This window comes from Allobosea sp. FBZP-16, from assembly GCF_002831785.1.
Taxonomy (GTDB): Bacteria; Pseudomonadota; Alphaproteobacteria; order Rhizobiales; family Beijerinckiaceae; genus Allobosea; species Allobosea lupini.
In genome coordinates, this window is sequence record NZ_LNCQ01000013.1 from 1 (window position 1) to 21,385 (window position 21,385).

Here is a 21,385-nt window from a genome sequence, read left to right on the forward strand (position 1 = left end):
TGCGCCAGCTCGCCGAAGCCGCCTTCGCCCAGAGCAAGGCCGCTGCGCCCCAGCCCCGCAAGGCCGCGAACGGACGCGCCAGCGATGCGGGATGGGAGGAGTTCTGAGGGGCTTAAGCCGAGCGCAGGCTCGGTGTGGCGGCCGAAAGCATGGTCTTGGCCATCAGATCGTAGAGCTCGGTCCAGGCTGCCCGGGTCTGGGGTGTAAAGTCGGGCCCGAGTGAGGTCTCTAGGGTCCAAAGCAGCGCTCTGCCGACGGCGTCATAATGCTCGGGCTGAACGCCGTAGCCTTGATGACGCTCGCCGAGACGGTTGAGCAGGACCTTGAGACCGCCGGGATCGTTCAGCGTGGCGAGCGCGACCATCAGCGTCTCCATCAGCTTGGCCGCCTGGGTCTCGATATCGGTCTTGAAGAGGGCACGTGCGCCGGGCGTCGTGGTGAACAGCCGCTCATAGAACAGGCACGCTGTCTCGATCTTGCGCCGATGCAGCTGCGCAAAGCTCGACCGGACCAGCGCGATATCTTGCGGCGTCACGACTCGTCCCTTTTCAGCGCGGCGGCATGAGGGATCGTCGCAGGAAGTGTCCGCCAAGATGCGCGAAAATGCAACCTGGAGTTAACGAATCGCTACGCTGCAGTCGCAGCGTCGCTACGAGGTCGATAGGCCGGCCGACCTGGTCAGGCCGAGCCGCTCGCGGGCGAACCAGCGGGCCAGCATCAACGCTGCGACAATCGCGAGGCCGGTCGCGAGCCCGATCCAGATGCCGACGCCGGCGAGCGGTGTCAGGAAGCCGAGCGCCGCCGAGAGCGGCAGGCCGATGCCCCAATAGCCGAGGCCCGCGAACAGCATCGGCACGCGCGTGTCGCGCAAGCCGCGCAGGATCGAGACCCCGACCACCTGGATGCCGTCGACGATCTGGAAGATCGCCGCATAGAACAGGAACACCATAGCGAGCTCTGCCACTTCGGCGGCGCGCGGCTTGCCGGCGTCGAGGAACGGAACGACGAGCCATTGCGGGATCAGCAACATCAGCAGGGCGGTGAAGCACATGAAGGCGGTCGCGAGCGCGAGCGCCGTCGCGCCGGCCCGGGCGATGCCCTCTCCATCGCCGGCGCCGAAGGCGCGCCCCACTCTGACGGTTCCGGCCTGGCCGATGCCCATCGGCACCATGAAGCAGAGCGAGGCGATCTGGATCGCGATCGCATGGGCGGCGAGCGAGGTCGGGCCGAGCAGGCCCATCAGGAAGGCGGCGCCGTTGAAGATCCAGACCTCGAAGCCGACGGTGGTGCCGATCGGCAGGCCCATCCGCCAGAAGGCGCGATAGCGGCTCCAGTCCGCCCGCCAGAACCGGCCGAACAGATGATAGCGCCGGAAGCGTCGGTCGAGCGAGACCACCAGCGCGAGGCCGGCGAACATCAGGGTCGAGGCCAGCGCCGTGGCCATGCCGGAGCCGGGCAGGCCGAGCGCCGGGAAGCCGAGCCGCCCGAACATCAGCACCCAGTTGGCGAAGGCGTTGAAGCCGACCGCAAAGAGCACGGTCACGAAGACCCAGAACGGCCGCTGCAGCGCTGCGAGGAAACCGCGCAAGGTGAGATAGAGGTAGAAGGGCAGGAGCCCCCACTGCAGCGTGTGCAGGTAGGAAGCGGCAGCTTTCGCCAGCGCCGGATTCTGGCCCATCGCCGTCAGGATCGCCTCGGCTTGCCAGAGGCAGAGCCACATCGGGCCGGCCATCGTCGCCGCTACCCAGAAGCCCTGTCGCACCGTGCGGCGCACGTCGCGGACCGAATGCCGATTCCGCCCGAGCTCGATCGCGACCATCGGTGCGACGGCGGCCATCACACCGATGCCGAAGATCAGGAAGGCCATGTAGAGATTGGAGGCGAGCGCGCCGGCAGCCAGCGAGTCGGGGCCCAGATGGCCCATCATGATCACGTCGGTCGCCGTCATCGCCGTCTGGGCGACATTGGTCAGCACCATCGGCCAGCTCAGCGCCAGCATGGCTTTGACCTCGGTGAGCCAGGGGCTCCCCGAGCGATAGGGCAGGGCGATCTGCGACATGATGACTGCCTTTTATCTGGGCAGATTGCTCCTTCAAAGTCCTCGCCGCGCCGGGGCGGGCCGCGCCCTGCGCGTGGCGCGCTGCCGGCACGCGTCGTGTCACCCAATCTGCCTCTTGCGCGCGGGCGCCCGTTCCGGCCTGCTGGGTCCAGACCAGAGCGCCTATGGAGAGCCGACGCGATGAGCACCAATCTGCGGATCGATGGGGAGCGCCTGCTCTCGCGGCTTGCAGCCCTGTCGAGGATCGGGGCGACGCCGGAAGGCGGCTGCCGGCGCCTTGCGTTAACGGATGAAGACAAGCAGGGGCGGGATTGGCTGGTCGGCGAACTGAAGGCGCTCGGCCTCAATGTGCGCGTCGATGCGATCGGCAACATCGTCGGCATCCTCAAGGGGCAGGAAGACGGGCCGGCGGTGATCATGGGCTCGCATATCGATACGGTCGGCACCGGCGGGCGCTTCGACGGCGCGCTCGGCGTGATCGGCGGCGTCGAGGTGCTGGCGGCCTTGCGCGATGCCGGCGTGACGCCGAAGCGCGACATGGCCGTGATCGCCTTCACCAATGAGGAGGGCGCTCGCTTCCATCCCGACATGCTCGGCTCCTATGTCTGGGCCGGCGGGATGAGCGTCGAGGCTGCCCATGCCGAGAAGGACTCCGACGGCGCCGGGCTCGGCAGCGAGTTGAAGCGCATCGGCTATCACGGTGCCGAGCAGCCCGGCTTCCTGCCGGCGCATGCCTATCTCGAACTGCATATCGAGCAGGGGCCGGTGCTCGAGAGCGAGGGCGGCGGCCTCGGCGCCGTCACCGGCATCCAGGCGATCTGCTGGCTCGAACTGACGCTTACTGGCCGGCCGAGCCATGCCGGCACCACGCCGATGCGCTACCGCAAGGATCCCGGCCTCGCCGCTGCCCGCATCAACATCTTCGCCAACGAACTGACCAAGACGATTCCAGGCCAGCTCGCCAATTCGGGCGTGATCCGCACCTGGCCCGGCAACGTCAACGTCGTGCCCGAGACCGTCGTGATGACGCTCGATTTGCGCAATCCGCTCGATGCGCCGCTGGCAGAGGCCGAGGCCGCCGTCCGCAAGTTCTGCGCCGAATTGTCGGCGCGCGACGATATTTCGATCAGCTTCCGCGATCTCGCCCGTTTCCCGGCGACGCCTTTCGCGGAAGAACTGATTGCCAGCGTCGAGGCGAGCGCCGCCGAATTCGGCCTGCCGATCCGCCGGATGATCTCGGGTGCCGGTCATGATGCGCAGATGATGTCGCGCCTTTGCCCGACGGCGATGGTCTTCATCCCGTCGATCGGCGGGCTCTCGCACAATCCGGCCGAGCTCAGCGCCGACGACGACATGGTCGCCGGCGCCAATGTCCTGCTCAGCGCCGCCTGGCGCGCCGCCAACGCCTGACGGGGTTCGATCAATGACCACCATCGCCTCCCTCTCTGCCGCCGAACTCGGCGATCTCTACGCCGCGCGCGAACTCTCGCCGGTCGAGGTCGCCAGGGACGCGCTCGCCCGCATCGAGCGCTTCGAACCGGAGGTGAACGCCTTCGTCGTCCGCGACGAGCCGGTGACGCTCGCCATGGCGCAGGCCGCCGAGGCGCGCTGGCTGAAGGGTGAGGCGTTCGGCCCGCTCGACGGCGTGCCGGTGACGATCAAGGACAATCTCGGCGTTGCCGGCTGGCCGATGCGGCGCGGCTCGGCGCTCGCCTCCGATGCGCCGTTCCAGCAGGACGCGCCGGCGACGGCGCGGCTGCGCGAAGCCGGCTGCGTCTTCCTCGGCAAGACCACCATGCCGGAATATGGCTGGAAGGGCGTCGGCGATTCGCCTTTCTCCGGCATCACCCGCAATCCCTGGGATGTCTCGACCGGTCCGGGAGGCTCCTCATCGGGTGCAGCCGTGGCCGCAGCGCTCAATCTCGGCTGCATCCATCTCGGCACCGACGGCGCCGGCTCGGTGCGCATCCCTGCCGCCTTTTGTGGCGTCTTCGGTCTCAAGCCGACCTATGGCCGCGTGCCGGCCTGGCCCGCCTCGGTCATGGGCTTCCTCGCCCATCTCGGGCCGCTGACCCGCACCGTGCGCGACTCGGCCCTTGCGATGAACGCGATCGGCCAGCCCGATGCGCGCGACATGACCGCTTTCAAACATCCCCCGCCCGATTTCACGGCCGGGCTCGATCGCGGCGTGCGCGGCCTGCGCATCGCCTGGTCACCACGGCTTGGCGGCGATGCGCTGGTCGACCCCGAGGTCGCGGCTCTGACGCATGCGGCGGCGCTGACCTTCCGCGAACTGGGGGCGACCGTCGAGGAGGTCGATCCCGGCTTCGACGATCCGATCGAAACGCTGATGACGCTTTGGTCGGCCGGCGCCGCGCTGGCCCTGCGCAGCGCCGATGCGGCGGGGCGCGCGCAGATGGATCCCGGCCTCGTAGCCGTCGCCGAGATGGGCGAGCGGATTGAAGGCGCTGCTTACGTCGATGCCCTGCTCTATCAGCGCAATGCGCTTGCCTATCAGATGGCGCAGTTCCATGAGCGCTTCGATCTCCTGCTGACGCCGACGCTGCCGCTGCCGGCCTTCGCAGTCGGCAGGAACACGCCCGAGCATGGCGGCTATGGCGAGGACTGGACGCGCTGGACGCCGCTGACCTACCCCTTCAACATCACCCAGCAGCCGGCCGCCGCAGTGCCCTGTGGGCTGACCTCGGCCGGATTGCCGGCGAGTCTGCAGATCGTGGGGGCATTCGGCAATGATGCGCTCGTCATGCAGGCGGCAGCATCGTTTGAATCCGCGCGTCCGTTCGCGCGCGTCGATGCGCCGATCAAATCGATTTAAGCGGATCGGCGCAATTTTCTGCGCCTGTCCCCAGGCTTTGCGTGTCGTTTGCTTGCAAACGATGTCGTGAGCCGCAAACCGGTTCCGTCTGGCACGAACCGTGCAGGGCCAATTCTTGTCGTAGCGACCCGTCAAGCGTGTTGTCAGGTGCAGATTTTTCTGCCCACACTCTAGGCAAGGTCGCCCGATCAGAGGCCGCCGCCGCTTCAGGGGAGAGTACAAGATGGACCGCAGGAATTTTCTGAAGACCGCCGCCGGCACCGGCGTTCTGGCAGCAACCGGCGGCCTCGCCATGCCAGCGCTCTCGCAAGGCGCGGCGGCCAAGACGCTGCGCTTCGTGCCGCAGGCCAACCTCGCCAATTTCGACCCGATCTGGGGGACGCAATACGTCGTCCGCAATGCCGCAGCCCTGGTCTGGGACACGCTCTACGGCATCGATTCGAAGTTCCAGCCGCAGCGCCAGATGGTCGAGGGCGAGGAGGTCTCCTCCGACGGCCTGACCTGGACCTTCAAGCTGCGTTCCGGCCTCAAATTCCATGACGGCACGCCGGTGCTCGCCAAGGACGTGGTGCAGAGCCTGAAGCGCTGGCAGGCCCGCGACCCGATGGGCCTGATGATCAAGGCGATCGAGAACGAGCTCGCCGCCGTCGACGACCGAACCTGGACCTGGAAGCTCAAGCAGCCCTTCCCGAAGATGCTGCTGGCGCTCGCCAAGAACAACGCGCCGTGCTCCTTCATCATGCCCGAGCGCATTGCCAAGACCGATCCGTTCACGCAGATCACCGAGTATGTCGGCTCCGGGCCGATGAAGTTCGCCCGCAGTGAATGGGTGCCGGGCGCCAAGGCGGTCTTCGAGAAGTTCGCCGACTATGTGCCGCGCTCCGAGAAGGCCGATTGGCTCGCCGGCGGCAAGAACATGCTGGTCGACCGGATCGAGTGGGTGATCATCCCCGATGCCGCGACCGCGGCAGCCGCGCTGCAGAGCGGCGAGGTCGACTGGTGGGAGACCCCGCTCTCCGACCTCGTGCCGGTGCTCAAGGCTCACAAGGACATCAGCGTCGATATCGGCGATCCGCTCGGCAATATCGGCGCCTTCCGCATGAACCACCTGCATCCGCCCTTCAACAATCTGAAGGTGCGCCAGGCGGTGCTGACGGCGATGAACCAGGAAGACTTCATGCGCTCGATCGTCGGCGACGACGACAAGCTCTGGAAGCCGCTGCCCGGCTTCTTCACGCCGGGCACCCCGCTTTATACCGAGGCGGGCGGCGACATGTTGAAGATGAAGAACGTCGCGGCCGCCAAGAAGCTCATCGCCGAGTCCGGCTACAATGGCGAGCCGGTGATCTGCGTCGTGGCGCAGGACATGTCGGCGACCAAGGCGATGGGCGACGTCACGGCCGAGCTGCTCAAGAGCATCGGCCTGAAGGTCGATTTCGTCGCCACCGACTGGGGCACGGTCGGCGCACGGCGCGCCCAGAAGACCCCGCCGAGCCAGGGCGGCTGGAGCATGTTCCACACCTGGCATGCCGGCGCCGACTGCATCAACCCGTCCTCCTACACGGCGATCCGGGCGAATGGCGACAAGGCTTGGTTCGGCTGGCCGGACGTGCCGGCGGTCGAGACCGAGGTCACCAATTGGTTCAACGCCAAGGATCAGGCCGAGGAGAAGGCGGCGATGGACCGCCTCAACAAGGCCGCCGTCGAGAACGTCGTCTATGCGCCGACCGGCTTCTATCTCGGCTACCAGGCCTGGCGGAAGAACGTCACCGGCGTGACCAGCGGCCCGCTGCCCTTCTTCTGGGGCGTATCGAAGGCCTGAGACCGAGCAAGCCTGCGGCCCGGCTGATCCCGGGCGGCAGGCTCCAATCAAGCCGCCGGATGTGTCGGGGTTGCCATTCCGACAACTCCGGCGCCAGCAGCGGCAACTCAGGGGTTCGATGCTCGCTTTCATCGTCAGACGCATTATCTCGACGATCCCCGTCATGGCTTTCGTGGCGCTGTTCGTCTTCTCGCTTCTCTACATCGCGCCGGGCGATCCGGCGGCCGTGATCGCCGGCGACCAGGCCTCACCCGCAGACGTCGAGCGCATCCGTGCCAGCCTGGGCCTCGACCGGCCCTATCTGGTCCGCTTCGGCGAATGGTTCTTCCGGGTGCTGCAGGGCGATCTCGGCACCTCGATCTTTACCTCGCTGCCGGTGACGCAGCTGATCGCCCAGCGCATCGAGCCGACCTTGTCGCTTATGGTGCTGACGCTGATCCTGGCGGTTTCGATCGCCGTGCCGCTTGGCGTCATTGCCGCCTGGAAGGCCGGCACCTGGGTCGACCGCGCCGTGGTCGGCTTTGCGGTCTTCGGCTTCTCCGTGCCGGTCTTCGTGATCGGCTACCTGCTCGCCTATGTCTTCGCACTCAAGCTCGACTGGGTGCCGGTGCAGGGCTACACGCCGATCTCGCAGGGTATCTGGCCTTGGTTCAAGAACCTGATCCTGCCCTCGATCACGCTGGGCACGGTGTATATTGCGCTGATCGCGCGCATCACCCGCGCGACCATGCTCGAGGTGCTGCAGCAGGACTATGTCCGCACCGCTCAGGCCAAGGGCGTCGGCAACCGTGACGTGCTCTTCCTGCATTCGCTGAAGAACGCGGCGGTGCCGGTCGTCACCATCATCGGCATCGGCGTCGCGCTGCTGATCGGCGGCGCCGTCGTCACCGAGAGCGTCTTCGCCATTCCGGGCCTCGGCCGGCTGACGCTCGATGCGATCCTGCGGCGCGACTATCCGGTCATCCAGGGCGTCGTGCTGATCTTCTCGTTCGTCTACGTGCTGGTGAACCTGGCCGTCGACCTGATCTACACCCTCGTCGATCCGAGGATACGCTATTGACCGCTCCAGCTGCCCCACTGCCTCTGGCGGATGAAATCGGCGCGGGCGTCAAGCCGCCCAAGCGCTCTTATCTGCGCAAGCACCCTTCGGTCGCGATCGGCGGCTTCCTGCTGCTGGCGATGATCTTCATCGCCGTCTTCGCGCCACTGCTCTTTACGGTCGATCCGACGGCGATCTCGACGGCGCGGCGTACGCGCGTGCCGTCCGAGCTCTACTGGTTCGGCACCGACATGCTCGGGCGCGACATCTATTCGCGCGTCGTCTACGGCGCCCGCGTCTCGCTGATCGTCGGCTTCTCGGTCGCGATCCTGGCCTCGATCGCCGGTCTGGCGATCGGGCTGTTCTCCGGCTTCGTGCGCTGGGCCGACGGCATCGTCATGCGCGTCATCGACGGCATGATGTCGATCCCGCCGATCCTGCTCGCCATCGCTCTGATGGCGCTGACGCGCGGTTCGGTGGGCAACGTCATCCTCGCCATCACCATCGCCGAGATTCCACGCGTCGCCCGTCTTGTTCGAAGCGTCGTGCTCTCCCTGCGCGAACAGCCCTATGTCGAGGCGGCGATTTCGAACGGCGCACGCGTGCCGCGCATCATCGTCAAGCACATCCTGCCCAACACGATCGCGCCGATGACGGTGCAGGCAACGTATATCTGCGCCAGCGCCATGATCATCGAGGCGATCCTGTCCTTCATCGGCGCGGGCGTGCCGCCGGCGACCCCGTCCTGGGGCAACATCATGGCCGAGGGCAGGGCGCTGTGGCAGGTCAGGCCGCACATCGTCTTCTTCCCGGCGCTGTTCCTCTCGATCACCGTGCTGGCCGTCAATCTGCTTGGCGACGGATTGCGCGACTCGCTCGACCCGCGCCTGGCCAAGAGCATCTGAAGGCGGTTCGACGTCATGTCCTGCGCTGTCGTCGGGCCTCGTCGAAGCCCGACCCGCTTAGCGAATTGGCCCGCCTATGGGCCCATTCATTTTCCTGGCGATGCCGTCGCTCTCGGTGATGGCATCGTCGAGCGCGCGTCAGGCGCGCAGGTCCAGGACGACTTCCCCGGACACCGCGTCGGTGACGCCGAGGCCATTGCCGAGGTCCTCGAGCGTGTCGCGGAAGCTGCCCAGCGTCGCGATCATCTGGTCGCGGGCGCCCTTCAAGGCGGCGAGGTCCTCCCATTCGCCGATCAGGCAATAGGCGTGGTCGCCGGTCTTGATGATGTGGCCTCGCGCAAGGCCGGGCCAATTGGCTTTGCCCTGGCGGTGGGCGTCGAGGAATTCGGCCTCACGCCCGGGCTTGATGCGGAAGCGGACGACATTGAACGTGGCCATGACTTTGATCCGCAGCTCGATGCTGCCCCGGCAGCCGCGGCCGGCGCTTCCGGACCGAGCCCAGAGGGAACGCTCGACGCTATTGCCGTAACGGCAACTGCGCAATGGCGCACACGGATAGCGGCGTCCGCCTCGCGCAGCATCCTCGAGCAACGACCAAGCACAGCAGGAGCCTTCCGATGCCTCGTATCCTGACCGTCGGCGCAGCCCAGCTCGGGCCGATCCAGCGCGAGGAGAGCCGCAGCTCTGCCGTCGCCCGCATGATCGAGCTGATGCGCCAGGGGAAGGCGAATGGCTGCGACCTCGTCGTCTATCCCGAGGCGGCGCTGACCGCCTTCTTCCCGCATTGGTGGATCGAGGACGAGGCCGAGATCGACTCCTATTTCGAGAGCGCCATGCCATCGAACGAGACGGCACCGCTCTTCGCCGAAGCTGAGCGGCTCGGCATCGGCTTCCATCTCGGCTATCCGGAACTGGCTTTCGAGGACGGCCGCAAGCGCCGCTTCAACACCGCGATCATCGTCGACAAATCGGGCCGGATCGTCGGCAAATACCGCAAGATCCATCTGCCGGGGCACCCCGAGCATCGGCCGGATGCCGTCTTCCAGAATCTCGAGAAGCGCTATTTCGAGACCGGCAATCTCGGCTGGCCGGTCTGGGAAACAATGGGCGGCCGGCTCGGCATGATGATCTGCAACGACCGGCGCTGGCCCGAGAGCTATCGCGTCATGGGGCTGCAGGGCGTCGAGATGATCGTGCTCGGCTACAACACGCCCAAGCACAACCCGCCGGCGCCCGATCACGACCGGCTCGGCAATTTCCACAATCAGCTGGTGATGCAGGCCGGCGCCTATCAGAACGCGACCTGGGTGGTCGGCGTCGCCAAGGCGGGATTGGAGGCCGGCGTCGACCAGATCGGCGGCTCCTGCATCATCGCCCCGACAGGCGAGGTGGTGGCGCAGGCGGTGACCGAGGATGACGAACTCGTCGTTGCCCGCTGCGATCTCGACCTCGGCAACAGCTACAAGAACTCGACGTTCAATTTCGCCAAGCATCGCGAGCCGCAAACCTACGGCATGATCGTCGAGCGCAAGGGCGCGGTGATCGCTTAAATTTACCGTCATTCAGAAGGGCGATACGGCCAGTTTCGCCTGAACGCGAAGCGTCCGTCCGCCTGGTTTCCCCAAGGAGCAGTCATGACTCACGATCTCATCCTCAAGGGCGGACGGGTGATCGACCCGTCGCAGAAGCATGACGGCGTCCTCGACGTCGCCTTCACCGGCGGGAAGGTCTCGGGTTTTGGCAAGGACCTGAAGGGAGCCAAGGAAGTCCGCGACGTTTCGGGCTACATCGTCACGCCGGGCCTGATCGACCTGCACACCCATGTCTACTGGGGCGGCACTTCGCTCGGCATCGACGCCGACGAGTTCTGCCGCGCCTCCGGCGTCACCACCTCGGTCGATACCGGCTCGGCCGGACCCGGCAACTGGCCGGGCTTCCGCAAGCATGTGATCGAGAAGAGCCAGGCGCGCATCCTCGCTTATCTCCACGTCTCGCATGCCGGCATCTATGGCTTCGACCACCGCGTCATGGTCGGCGAGAGCGGCGATCTTCGCCTGATGAATCCGATCGATTGCGTCGAGGTCGCCGACAAGAATCGCGACCTGATCGTCGGCATCAAGGTCCGCGTCGGCCTGCACGCCTCCGGCACGTCCGGCACGGTGCCGCTCAACATCGCGCTGCAGGTCGCCAACGAGGTCGGCATGCCGCTGATGTGCCATATCGACCATCCGCCGCCGTCCTATGAGGAGGTGCTCGCCATGCTGCGCCCCGGCGACGTGCTGACCCACGCCTTCCGCCCCTTCCCGAATGCGCCTGCGACGGCTCAGGGCACGGTGAAGCCCGAGGTGGTCGCCGCCCGCAAGCGCGGCGTCATCTTCGACATCGGCCACGGCAAGGGCTCGTTCTCGTTCAAGACGACGCGCGCCATGCTCGCCAACGGCTTCGAGCCGGACGTGATCTCCTCGGACGTGCACAAGCTCTGCATCGACGGCCCGGCCTATGACCAGGTCACGACCATGTCGAAGTTCCTGTGCATGGGCATGAGCCTGAACAATGTGATCGCCGCCTCCACCGTGAATGCGGCGATGGCGCTGAAGCGGACGGAATACGGCTCGCTCAAGGTCGGCTCGCTCGGCGACGCGACCGTGCTCACCGTCAAGGAAGGCAAGTTCGACTATGTCGACGTCGTCGGCGAGCACCTGATCGGCGATCGCAAGATCGTCTCTGAGGGCGTGGTGCTGAAGGGCGCCTGGTGGCATCCCAAGCGCAGCAACAAGTTCAGGAAGGTCGAGGCGGCCTAGCGGTTCTGTAAACCGCATACCCAAACGCAAGTCATCCCGGACAAGCCACGACGTGGCGCAGATCCGGGATCCATTCCGGAGCCTTTCCGATAAGGCTTCAGGCATGGGTCCCGGGTCTCCCGCGGTCGCCCGGGACGACGCGGTTGGGATGCTGCGCGAAAGTCATGCCCGAGAAGAGCTCACCCTCCTGGCGCCCCATGGCAGCCGCCGACCTGCCGGCCATCATGGCGGTCGCGGGACAGGTGCATCCGGACTATCCGGAAGGCGAGGCCGTCTTCGCCGAGCGGCTCGCGCTCCATCCGGCCGGCTGCCTCGTGCTGGCGGGCGGCGAAACGCTCGGCGGCTATGTGCTGAGCCATCCCTGGCGGCTCGGCCAGGTGCCGGCGCTCGACAGCCTGCTCGGCGCTTTGCCGGGCGATGCCGATGCCTATTACATCCATGACCTCGCTTTGCTGCCGGGCGCACGGGGCGGTGGCGCCGCCTCGGCATGCGTCGATCGGCTGGCAGCGCATGCCCGCGCTTCAGGCTTTGTCCGCATGGCCCTGGTCGCGGTCGGCAACTCGGCCGGCTTCTGGCGTCGCCAGGGCTTTCGCGAGGCGCATGACGAAGCCCTTGCCCGCAAGCTTGCGAGCTATGACGATGCGGCCCGCTATCTGGTCCGCGATTTGAAAGACGATGGGAGAAACGCATGAGTGCCGATGACAAGCTCAGGGAATTGGGCCTGACCCTGCCCGACGTCCCGACTCCGGTCGCGACCTATGTCAGCTTCAAGCGCGTCGGCGACTTCATCTATCTCTCCGGGCAGGGCCCCAAGCGCGCCGACGGCACCTATCCGACCGGCAAGGTCGGCGCCGACGTCTCGATCGAGGACGCCTATGAGCACGCCAAGCAGACCGGCCTCGGCCTGCTCGCGGCGATGAAGAAGGCCGCTGGCTCGCTCGACAAGATCGAGGTGGTGAAGCTGCTCGGCATGGTCAACGCCGCGCCCGATTTCGCCCAGCATCCCAAGGTCATCAATGGCTGTTCGGACCTGTTCGTCGCCGTGCTCGGCGAGAACGGCCGCCATGCCCGCTCCGCCGTCGGCATGGGCTCGCTGCCGAACAACATGACCGTCGAGATCGAAGTCATCGTCCGGGTGCTGCCGTGACCGCGCTCGCAGACGAGATCGCCCGCGTCTACGGCACGCCGGCGGTCGTCATCGACCTCGACAAGGTCGAGGCCAATATCGCCCGGCTCCAGGCCGCCTGCGACGCTGCCGGCGTCGCCAACCGCCCGCATATCAAGACGCATAAGTCGCCTGAGCTGGCCCGGCTCCAGGTCGCCGCCGGCGCGCGCGGCATCACCTGCCAGAAGCTCGGCGAGGCCGAGGTCATGGCCGATGGCGGCATCGACGACATCCTAATCAGCTACAACATTCTGGGTGAGGAAAAGCTGGGGCGTCTCGGTGCCTTGCAACGCCGCGTCCGCATGATCGTCGCGGCCGACAATCCCGTCACCATCGCCGGCCTGCCGAAGGCCGCAGAGATCGCCGGGCGCAATCTCGAGGTCGTGGTCGAGTGCGATACCGGCCGCAAGCGCGCCGGCGTCGAGACGCCGGGCGAGGCGGTCGAACTCGCCAGGCAGATCGCGGCCTCGAAGGGCCTGACCTTCGCCGGCTTCCTGATGTATCCGCCCGAGACGGGCTGGCCGGCGACGCAGGATTTCCTCGACACCGCCAATGCCGGCCTGCGCGAGGCGGGACTGGAGGCAGGCATCGTCTCGACCGGAGGCTCACCCAATATCCCGAATATCGGCAAGCTGAAGGGCTCGACCGAGCATCGCTCGGGCACCTCGATCTTCAACGATCGCATGCAGATCGCGGCGGGGGTGGCGGCGCTTGAGGACTGCGCGCTGACCGTCTACGCGACCGTGGTCAGCCGGGCCGGGCCGGAGCGCGGCATCCTCGATTCCGGCTCGAAGACGCTGACCAGCGACAAGGGCGGGCTCGACGGCCACGGCTACATCCTCGAATACCCGCTGGCCAGGATCGCCCAATTCGCCGAGGAGCACGGCTTCCTCGACCTGTCCGGCAGCAATGAGCGGCCCAATGTCGGCGAAGTCGTGCGGGTGGTGCCGAACCATGTCTGCGTCGTCGTCAACATGGTGGACCGGCTGGTGACAGTGCGCGGCGACAAGCTCATCGGCGAACTGCCGGTAGCGGCGAGGGGGAAGCTGACCTGAGGACTAAGAGGCGAGACGGCTCTGAAGGGCGCGGGGAACCCTTCTCCCGCGTGGGAGAAGCGCAGGGATGAGGGCCTGCTCTATCCGGAGAGGTCGCAGCGGCGCCGTTGCGTTTGAGTAATCAGCGGCGGGCCCTCACCCCTACCCCTCTCCCATCCGGGAGAGGGGATCCCGCGCCTCACGTTTGCGACGCGATCCTTGCTACCCCTTCCCGCGCTCCTCCAGGAAGGCCACCAGGTCTCGCCGCACCAGCTCGATATGGTCGACGAGGAGGCGGCACGCCTCCTTCATCGCTCCGGCACGGCTGAGTCGGATCAGCTCGTTGTGCTCGGTCCGCGCCCGCTCGATCGATGAACTGTGCTGCAATTGCAGCCGCGTATAGCGATCGCTGGTCTGCAATAGCCCCGCGACGATCGCGAGCGTGCGCGGCTGCGTCGCGCGGGCATAGAGCGCCATGTGGAAATCGGCGTTGAGCAGCCCCCAGCGGCTGATGTCGCGCGCCGTCATCGCCTCCTCGAAGGCGGCTTCCATTCCGGCTACGGCGGCGAAGTCTTCAGCCGTCAGCACCGGCACCGAGCTCGCCAGCAGCCGCGGCTCCAGGAGCTTTCGCAGCTCGAAGACGTCGTTGATCTCGTCCAGCGACAGCCCCGAGACAATTGCGCCCTTGTGCGGGACGATCCTGACGAAACCCTCCGCCTCGAGCTGGAACAGCGCCTCGCGCACGGGGATGCGGCTGACCTCATAGGCCTGCGCCAGCGCGTCCTGCCGCAATTGCGAGCCGGCCGGATAGCTGCCGGCGAGGATCTCCTGTCGCAGGCGATCGACGATCGCCGAGGCAAGGGTGCGGTGTTTCAGGGGAGGTGACATCGACTGCACCGTAGTGGATCGCCGCACGAAAAACCATTGACACGTAGATTTTATACAATCTACAAAGTGGCAAGGGGAAGGCAAGTATGAACAACGAAGCTGTCGCGGCGAACCGCCGCTCCATGGCCGTGCCGGAGGCGATCGTCGCCGTGTCCGGAGGCCTGCTCCGGGTCGAGCATCGCGCTATCCAGGCGCTGATGTTCCTGCTCTCGGCGCTGATCCTGCTCAACGTCGTCACGCGCTACACGGGCTACCCGATCTACTGGATCGACGAATCCGCGGTTTACAGCGTCGTCTGGCTGACCTTCATCGGCGCTTCCGCCATGACGCGCATGCGGCTCGATTTCGCAGTGACCATGCTGACCGAGCGCTTCTCGGCGCGTGGCGCCGCGATCTTCCGGGTGATCGCAACGCTCGGCGTGGTCCTGTTCGGCGTCGCCCTCGGGGTGATGTGCTGGCTCTGGCTCGATCCGGTCGGCATCGCCCAGGCCGGCTTCGACGCCAGGGACTATGCCGGCCAGTCGTTCAACTTCATCTACACCGAGCGGACCCAGACGCTGAACTGGCCGACCTGGGTGATCTACCTGATCATGCCGCTCTTCGCCTTCACCATGACGCTGCATGCGCTGGCGAACCTGTTCGAGGATCTCGGCCTGGTCGCGAAGCAGGAGCTGCCCGGCTTCGCTGCCGCCAATGCCGACGGGGTGGTGAACTGATGGCACTCACGGTTGGAGCCTTCTTCGGCATCATGCTGGCCGGCGTGCCGATCGCGCTGTGCCTGTGCCTGGGCGCCCTCATCTACATGGCGGCGGCCGGCAACATGCAGTTGCTGCCGAACTATCCGCTCCAGATGTTCGGTGGTGTCGACAGCTACGGGCTGATCGCGATCCCGCTTTTCATCCTGATCGGCGAGATCATGAATGGCGGCGGCATCACCCGCCGCATCGTCGACCTCGCCATGGCCTTCGTCGGCTCGCTCAAGGGCGGGCTGGCCTATGTCAATATCCTCGCCAACATGTTCGTCTCCTCGATCCTCGGCTCGGCGACGGCCCAGGTCGCGATCATGGCGCAGGTCATGGTCCCCGAGATGGAGCGCAAGGGCTACGACAAGGACTTCGCCGCCGGCCTCACCGCCTATGGCGGCATGCTCGGGCCGATCATCCCACCCTCGGTGATGTTCGTCGTCTACGCCGTGCTGGCCCAGGTCTCGGTCAGCGACATGCTGATGTCCGGCATTGTGCCGGGCGTGCTGCTGACGCTGCTGTTCTTCCTCGTCATCGCCGGCATGGGCTTCGTCTACAACTATCCGGCCGGCGACAAGCTCTCCCTGCGCGAGCGGGTCAAGATCGTGCTGGGCGCCGCGCCGACGCTGCTGATCCCGATCGTGATCGTCGGCTCGATCCTCGGCGGCTTCGCCAATGCGACGGAAGCGGCCGCGGTCGGCTCGGTCGCGGCGGCGCTGATCGGTTGCTACTGGACCAAGGAGCTCAAATTCAAGCAGATGCCGCAGATGATGCTGCGCGCCGGCGTCTACTCGGCGATCGTGCTCTTCCTCGTCGCCGCTGCCGCCGTGTTCTCCTGGGTGCTGGTCTACGGCAAGGTTCCGCAGGCTGTCGCCGCCTCGATCCAGGCGATCGCCAAGGATCCGGTGACATTCATGCTGCTGGTCAACGTCATCCTGCTGGTCATCGGCACGGTGATCGACGGCATTCCCGGCCTGATCATGACGGTACCGATCCTGCTGCCGATCGCGACCGAGGTCTACAACATCGACCCCCGCCATTTCGGCGTGGTCGTGGTGATCAACCTCGTGCTCGGCCTGCTCTCGCCGCCGGTGGGCCTGTGCTTCTTCGTCGCCGCCGCGGTGACGGGGGCCAAGCCCGGCAGGATGTTCATGGTGACGCTGCCCTTCTTCATCATCTCCTGCGTCCTCCTGGTCCTGCTTTCGATCTATCCATGGCTCTCGCTGGCCCTGGTGAAGTGAACCTGCCTGCCAACCAATAAGGGGAGTTCCGTCATGACCATTTCACGCCGTCATCTCATCGCTGCCGCTGCGACCCTGCCGATCGCCAAGCCGGCGCTGCTGCTCGCCCAGAGCAAGGAGCTGCGCCTCGGCATCCTCACCCCGAACGGCCATCCCTGGAACGTCGCGGCCGTAAAGGTCGGCGAGCGCCTGAAGGCCGAGACCAATGGCCGGCTGAACCTGACGGTCTTCCATTCCGGCCAGCTCGGCAACGAAGCGGCGATGCTGCAGCAGATGCAGTCCGGCGCGCTCGACCTCGGCTGGATCATGGCCGCAGAGCTTGGTTCGCGCGTTCCGGCGATCGGCGCGATCACCGCGCCCTATATCGTCGACTCCACTGCCAAGATCGCCAAGCTGGTGCGCGATCCCGTCGCGATGAAGCTGTTCGATGTCCTGCCGCGCGAGACCGGTTGCGTCGGCATGGCCTGGGGCATCACCGGCATGCGCGCCGTCTTCTCCGCCAAGGAGATCGACGGTGTCGCCGGGATCAAGGGCATGAAGCTGCGCATCAACCCGACCCCGGTCTATCGCGACTTCTACCAGCTGCTCGGCGCCGCCCCGACCCCGATCCCGACGCCGCAGGTCTTCGACGCGATGACCAACGGCCAGGTCGACGGGCTCGAGGCGGATCTGGAGTTCTCCTGGAACCAGCGCTTCGACAAGGTCTCGAAGACCATCCTGCAGATGAACGCGATCTTCATGCCGGTGATCGCGCTCGCCTCGGGCCGTGTCTGGCAAGGCATGCCAGCGGCCGACCGCGAGCTGATTCAGAAGACGGTCCGTACCGCGCTCGACGAGCAGATCGACGCACTCGCGGTCAACGAGCCCAAGCTTGTCGAGCAGTTCAAGGCGGCCGGCGCCAACTTCAAGCTCGCCAATCCGAAGGATGCCGAGGCCGTCGTCGCCGAGTTCGACAAGATCTGGCTGCCCAAGGCGCCGGTGCTGGCCGACCTGCGCAAGGCCGGCAAGGCGATCACGGCCTGATTTTTTCAGCTATCATCCCGGTTGCGGGCGCTCCGCCCGCAGCCGCATTTCCTCCCGCGAGCGGATACCTGCCATGACCAAGAACATCTTCAGCGGTACGATTCCCGCCCTGATGAGCCCCTGCACCGCCGCGGGCGACGTCGACTACGCCGAGCTGGTGCGCACCGGCCGCCATCTGATCGACGCCGGCATGTCGGCGGTCGTCTATTGCGGCTCGATGGGCGACTGGCCGCTGCTCACCGACGAGCAGCGCATGGAGGGCGTCGAAGCCCTGGTGAAGGGCGGCATCCCACTGATCGTCGGCACCGGCGCGCAGAACCCCAAGCGCGCCGCAGCGCTCGCCGCCCATGCCAAGAAAGCGGGGGCGCAGGGCCTGATGGTGATTCCGCGCGTGCTTTCGCGCGGCTCTTCGCTCCAGGCGCAGCGCGCCCATTTCGAAGGCATCCTGGAAGCCGCGGTCGACCTGCCCTCGGTGATCTACAACAGCCCCTATTACGGCTACGAGACCAAGGCCGACCTGTTCTTCGCGCTCAATCAGCGCTTCCCGCATCTCGTCGGCTTCAAGGAGTTCGGCGGCGGCGCCGCGCTGACCTATGCGGCCGAGCACATCACCAACCGCGATCCCAAGCTGACCCTGATGGTCGGCGTCGACACGCAGGTGACGCACGGCTTCATCCGCTGCGGCGCCAGGGGCGCCATCACCGGCATCGGCAATGCCCTGCCCAAGGAGGTGCTGCACCTCGTCGCGCTCTCGCAGAAGGCCGCCGCCGGCGACCCGCAGGCCGAGCGTGATGCGCTCGAACTGGAGCGGGCGCTGTATGTGCTGTCGTCCTTCGACGAGGGCGTCGACCTCGTACTCTACTACAAGCACCTGATGGTGCTGGAAGGCCACAAGGCCTATGAGCGCCATTTCAACGACGCTGACAGGCTTTCCGACGCCCAGCGCAATTATGTCGAGACCGAATGGCGCCGCTTCAAGAGCTGGTACGCCAAATGGGCGGCCGAAGGGCGCGCTGCCAAGGCGGCTTGAGCAAGGTCGTCATTCTCGGGCGGCGCGCAGCGCCGACCCGAGAATCTCATGACGAGAGAACACTGGTTTCCGAGATGCTCGGGTCAAGCCCGAGCATGACGATCGACTGCCGCGATCGTTATTCCGGATGCCGCGCGTTCCACGCCTCGGCATACTCCGCACACAGCCGGTCGAGCTCGGCCCGGTCGGTGACGCCGGCCGGCCGCGCCCGCGAAGGCGAGGCCTGCTGGAACGGCACGGAGCGCTGATGCGCCACCCGCCAGATCCGGCGCAATTCGGTGAGCGGCTCGGCATGGTCGTCGACCCGGATGTCGAAGCTCGGCACCGGCTCGCCTGCCCAGATCCTGATCGCGCAGGATTGCCGGCCGCGCTTGTCGCCGCCGGCCTTCTCGCCGGCTTCGAGCGCGACCAGCAGGCGCTCGTCGAAGTCGAGCCCCGAATTCTCGACATAGGCCTTCAGCGTCTCCTGGACGACCTCCGGCCCCGCCAGCATGTTGCCGGCGACCGAGACCTGCGGCCCGTTCACCGCCCCGCACCAGTCGATGCAGGCATTGCCGGTATAGGACGCCGTGCGGCCGTCACGGTCGATCAGATGGAATTGCCGGTGCGCGCGGCCTTCATCGGCCGCGGTCAGGTTGGCGATGATCTCGACCGAGGATCGCCCCTCCTGAAGCAATCTCAGGCCGTCCACGCCGTAGAGCGGGTTTACGAAGGCCTGGGTCGCGATCGCGCCGACCCGGCCGCAGCCATAGGGTACGCGCGCGCCGACGGCGAAGGCGCAAGTGGAGACGGCGACGCCATAGGCGCCGGTCGCGGCGTCGCGAGCGACGATGGACCATGTCATCGAAGAAGGCCTCCTACCGCCCGGCGGCGTAGGCCTGCATCAGACGCGGCGTCGCGGCGGCGCGCAAGAGCCCGTCGGCGCTCTTCTCGGCTGCGGTCAGCCGCCCCACCGTCCAGGCCGGCGCCTTCTCCAGCCTGTGGCCGCGCCGGGTGAGCTCGGCCAATGTCGCCTCGCCGACGCTCTCCTCGACCGTGAGATGCCCCGGCCGCGCCTCGCGCGGATAAAAGGTCGAGGGGAAATGCTGGGTGTGGAACAGCGGCAGGTCGATCGCCTCCTGCAGATTGAGGCCGTGATGCACGCGGCGCAGGAACATGCCGAGCTGCCATTGCTCCTGCTGGTCGCCGCCCGGCGTGCCGAAGGCGAGGCGCGGCTGTCCGTTCTCGAAGGCGATGGTCGGGGTCAGCGTCGTGCGCGGGCGCTTGCCGGGCGCCAGCGAGGACGGCAGGCCCTCTTCGAGGAAGAAGGCCTGGGCACGCGAGTTCAGCGGGAAGCCGAGCTCCGGGATCACCGGCGAGGATTGCAGCCAGCCGCCCGAGGGCGTCGCCGCGACCATGTTGCCCCAGCGGTCGATGACGTCGATATGCACGGTGTCGCCGCGCCGCGACGAGGCGACCATCGAGGCCAATGTCGGCTCGCCGACGGTCGCGCCGCCCTTGGCACCATGCTGGCCGGCGATCCGGATATTGGCGAGAGCCTGCGCGACCTGCGCCTCGAAGCCGGCGACTGCGCCCGGACGGATTTCGAGCGAGGCCTCGTTGCCGATCAGCTCGCGCCGGCCGCGGGCATAGTCGTCCGACAGCAGCGTCGCCAGCGGCACCTTCACGAAATCGGGGTCGCCGTAATAGGCCTCGCGATCGGCGAAGGCGAGCTTCATCGCTTCCGCGACGTGATGGATGAACTCCGGGCTCGCCGGACCCATGGCGGAAAGATCGAAGCCTTCGAGGATCTTCAGCGTCTGCAGGAACACCGGACCCTGGCCCCAGGGGCCGATCTTGAAGACCTCCCAATCATGGTAGGTCACGCTCGCCGGCGCCTCGTAGTGCGGCGTCCAGCCGGCCAGGTCCTGCGCGGTGAGCAGGCCCTTGTGCCGGCGGCCGGTCGAATCCATCGGCGCTTCCGTGCGGCAGAAGGCGTCCATCGCTTCGGCGACGAAGCCCTTGTACCAGGCATCGTAGGCGGCCTGGATCTGCTTCTGCCGGTCGCCGCCGACGGCCTCCGCCTCGGCGAGGATGCGCTTGTAGGTGTTGGCGGCGGCCGAATTGCGGAAGAGCTCGCGGCCCTTCGGGACATTGCCGCCGGGCAGGTAGACTGCGCCCGAGGTCGGCCATTCCTTGGTGAAGAGGTCGCTCAAGCCCGCGATCGTGTCGGAGACGCGCGGCAGCATCGGATGGCCGTTCTCGAAATAGCCGATCGCCGGCTCCAGCACCTCGCGCAGCGGCAGGCGGCCATGGTCGCGCAGCATCGTCATCCAGCCGCCGAAGGCCCCGGGTATCACGGTCGAGAGCAGGCCGTCGCCGGGGATGATGTCGATGCCAAGATCCTTGTAGGCCTTGATCGTCGCCGCTGCTGGCGCGGGCCCCTGGGCGCAGAGCACTTCGACCTTTTTCGTCTCAGCCGAATAGAACACCGCCGGCATGTCTCCCGCCGGGCCGACGAGGTGCGGCTCGACCACCTGCAGCACGAAGGCGGCGGCGGCGCAGGCGTCGAAGGCGTTGCCGCCCTTCTCCAGCATCGCCATGCCCGAAGCGGTCGCGAGCCAATGCGTCGAGGTGACGACACCGAAGGTGCCGAGGATCTCGGGGCGGGTGGTGAACATCGGGGTATCCACTGGTTGTTGAAAAAATCGGCTCTGGGGCGGATCGCGTTTCCTACCTTCAGCCCTCATCCTGAGGAGCGTTCCTCAGGAGCGCGTCTCGAAGGATGCTCCAGTTGGTTCCGGAGCTCTCTGGAGCATC

General features: G+C 66.6%; 20 protein-coding genes. 14 read left to right on the forward strand and 6 right to left on the reverse strand.

The window, feature by feature from the left end; all coding sequences use genetic code 11:
- Positions 1-112 precede the first annotated feature (112 nt).
- Both CXY91_RS03850 and CXY91_RS03855 read right to left on the reverse strand, forming a co-directional pair.
- Positions 113-535: a globin domain-containing protein gene (locus CXY91_RS03850; RefSeq protein WP_100959374.1), complete on the reverse strand. Its 423-nt coding sequence runs from the start codon at positions 533-535 to the stop codon at positions 113-115.
- A 114-nt stretch (positions 536-649) separates the two neighbouring features.
- Entirely contained in the window at positions 650-2,059 is a 1,410-nt protein-coding gene (locus CXY91_RS03855) for an MATE family efflux transporter (protein ID WP_248307344.1), read from the reverse strand.
- A 180-nt stretch (positions 2,060-2,239) separates the two neighbouring features.
- On the opposite strand from CXY91_RS03855, the gene CXY91_RS03860 reads away from it, so the two are divergent.
- The 5 genes from CXY91_RS03860 to CXY91_RS03880 all read left to right on the forward strand — a co-directional run bounded on the left by CXY91_RS03860 (position 2,240) and on the right by CXY91_RS03880 (position 8,661).
- Positions 2,240-3,469, forward strand: a complete 1,230-nt coding sequence (locus tag CXY91_RS03860; RefSeq protein WP_100959375.1) for a M20 family metallo-hydrolase — start codon at positions 2,240-2,242, stop codon at positions 3,467-3,469.
- A gap of 13 nt (positions 3,470-3,482) precedes the next feature.
- The gene (locus CXY91_RS03865) at positions 3,483-4,895 is read left to right on the forward strand and encodes an amidase (protein ID WP_100959376.1); all 1,413 of its coding nucleotides are present in this window, start codon (positions 3,483-3,485) and stop codon (positions 4,893-4,895) included.
- A gap of 223 nt (positions 4,896-5,118) precedes the next feature.
- On the forward strand, positions 5,119-6,717 hold the full coding sequence (locus tag CXY91_RS03870) for an ABC transporter substrate-binding protein (RefSeq protein ID WP_091831233.1): 1,599 nt from the start codon (positions 5,119-5,121) through the stop codon (positions 6,715-6,717).
- A gap of 118 nt (positions 6,718-6,835) precedes the next feature.
- On the forward strand, positions 6,836-7,777 hold the full coding sequence (locus CXY91_RS03875) for an ABC transporter permease (RefSeq protein ID WP_091831231.1): 942 nt from the start codon (positions 6,836-6,838) through the stop codon (positions 7,775-7,777).
- Entirely contained in the window at positions 7,774-8,661 is an 888-nt protein-coding gene (locus CXY91_RS03880; protein ID WP_100959377.1) for an ABC transporter permease, read from the forward strand. The genes CXY91_RS03875 and CXY91_RS03880 overlap by 4 nt, the downstream gene beginning before the upstream one ends.
- Before the next feature lie 138 nt (positions 8,662-8,799).
- On the opposite strand, the gene CXY91_RS03885 is transcribed toward CXY91_RS03880, so the two are convergent.
- Positions 8,800-9,099: an antibiotic biosynthesis monooxygenase gene (locus CXY91_RS03885; RefSeq protein WP_091831227.1), complete on the reverse strand. Its 300-nt coding sequence runs from the start codon at positions 9,097-9,099 to the stop codon at positions 8,800-8,802.
- 179 nt (positions 9,100-9,278) lie between these two features.
- Here CXY91_RS03885 and CXY91_RS03890 point away from each other — a divergent pair, with 179 nt between their 5' ends.
- From CXY91_RS03890 to CXY91_RS03910, 5 genes are all read left to right on the forward strand, one after another.
- Entirely contained in the window at positions 9,279-10,211 is a 933-nt protein-coding gene (locus tag CXY91_RS03890; protein WP_100959378.1) for an N-carbamoyl-D-amino-acid hydrolase, read from the forward strand.
- A gap of 84 nt (positions 10,212-10,295) precedes the next feature.
- Positions 10,296-11,462, forward strand: coding sequence for an amidohydrolase/deacetylase family metallohydrolase (locus CXY91_RS03895; protein WP_091831223.1), 1,167 nt, complete (start codon positions 10,296-10,298; stop codon positions 11,460-11,462).
- Positions 11,463-11,659: 197 nt separating this feature from the next.
- On the forward strand, positions 11,660-12,154 hold the full coding sequence (locus tag CXY91_RS03900) for a GNAT family N-acetyltransferase (protein ID WP_100959379.1): 495 nt from the start codon (positions 11,660-11,662) through the stop codon (positions 12,152-12,154).
- Entirely contained in the window at positions 12,151-12,609 is a 459-nt protein-coding gene (locus CXY91_RS03905; RefSeq protein WP_091831219.1) for a RidA family protein, read from the forward strand. Before CXY91_RS03900 ends, CXY91_RS03905 begins: the two co-directional genes overlap by 4 nt.
- The gene (locus tag CXY91_RS03910; RefSeq protein ID WP_091831217.1) at positions 12,606-13,682 is read left to right on the forward strand and encodes an alanine racemase; all 1,077 of its coding nucleotides are present in this window, start codon (positions 12,606-12,608) and stop codon (positions 13,680-13,682) included. The genes CXY91_RS03905 and CXY91_RS03910 overlap by 4 nt, the downstream gene beginning before the upstream one ends.
- A 201-nt stretch (positions 13,683-13,883) precedes the next feature.
- Here CXY91_RS03910 and CXY91_RS03915 read toward each other — a convergent pair whose 3' ends face one another.
- On the reverse strand, positions 13,884-14,549 hold the full coding sequence (locus CXY91_RS03915) for a GntR family transcriptional regulator (protein WP_100959380.1): 666 nt from the start codon (positions 14,547-14,549) through the stop codon (positions 13,884-13,886).
- An 86-nt stretch (positions 14,550-14,635) separates the two neighbouring features.
- Here CXY91_RS03915 and CXY91_RS03920 point away from each other — a divergent pair, with 86 nt between their 5' ends.
- The 4 genes from CXY91_RS03920 to CXY91_RS03935 all read left to right on the forward strand — a co-directional run bounded on the left by CXY91_RS03920 (position 14,636) and on the right by CXY91_RS03935 (position 18,586).
- A complete protein-coding gene (locus tag CXY91_RS03920) occupies positions 14,636-15,265 on the forward strand; it encodes a TRAP transporter small permease (protein WP_199777352.1) in 630 nt (209 codons plus the stop codon).
- Positions 15,265-16,533 (forward strand): TRAP transporter large permease, encoded by a 1,269-nt coding sequence (locus tag CXY91_RS03925; protein WP_100959381.1) that lies wholly within the window; start codon positions 15,265-15,267, stop codon positions 16,531-16,533. The genes CXY91_RS03920 and CXY91_RS03925 overlap by 1 nt, the downstream gene beginning before the upstream one ends.
- A 33-nt stretch (positions 16,534-16,566) precedes the next feature.
- The gene (locus tag CXY91_RS03930; RefSeq protein WP_100959382.1) at positions 16,567-17,556 is read left to right on the forward strand and encodes a TRAP transporter substrate-binding protein; all 990 of its coding nucleotides are present in this window, start codon (positions 16,567-16,569) and stop codon (positions 17,554-17,556) included.
- Between the two features lie 73 nt (positions 17,557-17,629).
- Positions 17,630-18,586, forward strand: coding sequence for a dihydrodipicolinate synthase family protein (locus CXY91_RS03935; protein WP_100959383.1), 957 nt, complete (start codon positions 17,630-17,632; stop codon positions 18,584-18,586).
- Between the two features lie 118 nt (positions 18,587-18,704).
- On the opposite strand, the gene CXY91_RS03940 is transcribed toward CXY91_RS03935, so the two are convergent.
- Positions 18,705-19,430 (reverse strand): DUF1028 domain-containing protein, encoded by a 726-nt coding sequence (locus CXY91_RS03940; protein WP_100959384.1) that lies wholly within the window; start codon positions 19,428-19,430, stop codon positions 18,705-18,707.
- Between the two features lie 13 nt (positions 19,431-19,443).
- Positions 19,444-21,246 (reverse strand): gamma-glutamyltransferase family protein, encoded by a 1,803-nt coding sequence (locus CXY91_RS03945; protein WP_100959385.1) that lies wholly within the window; start codon positions 21,244-21,246, stop codon positions 19,444-19,446.
- Positions 21,247-21,385: the final 139 nt, after the last annotated feature.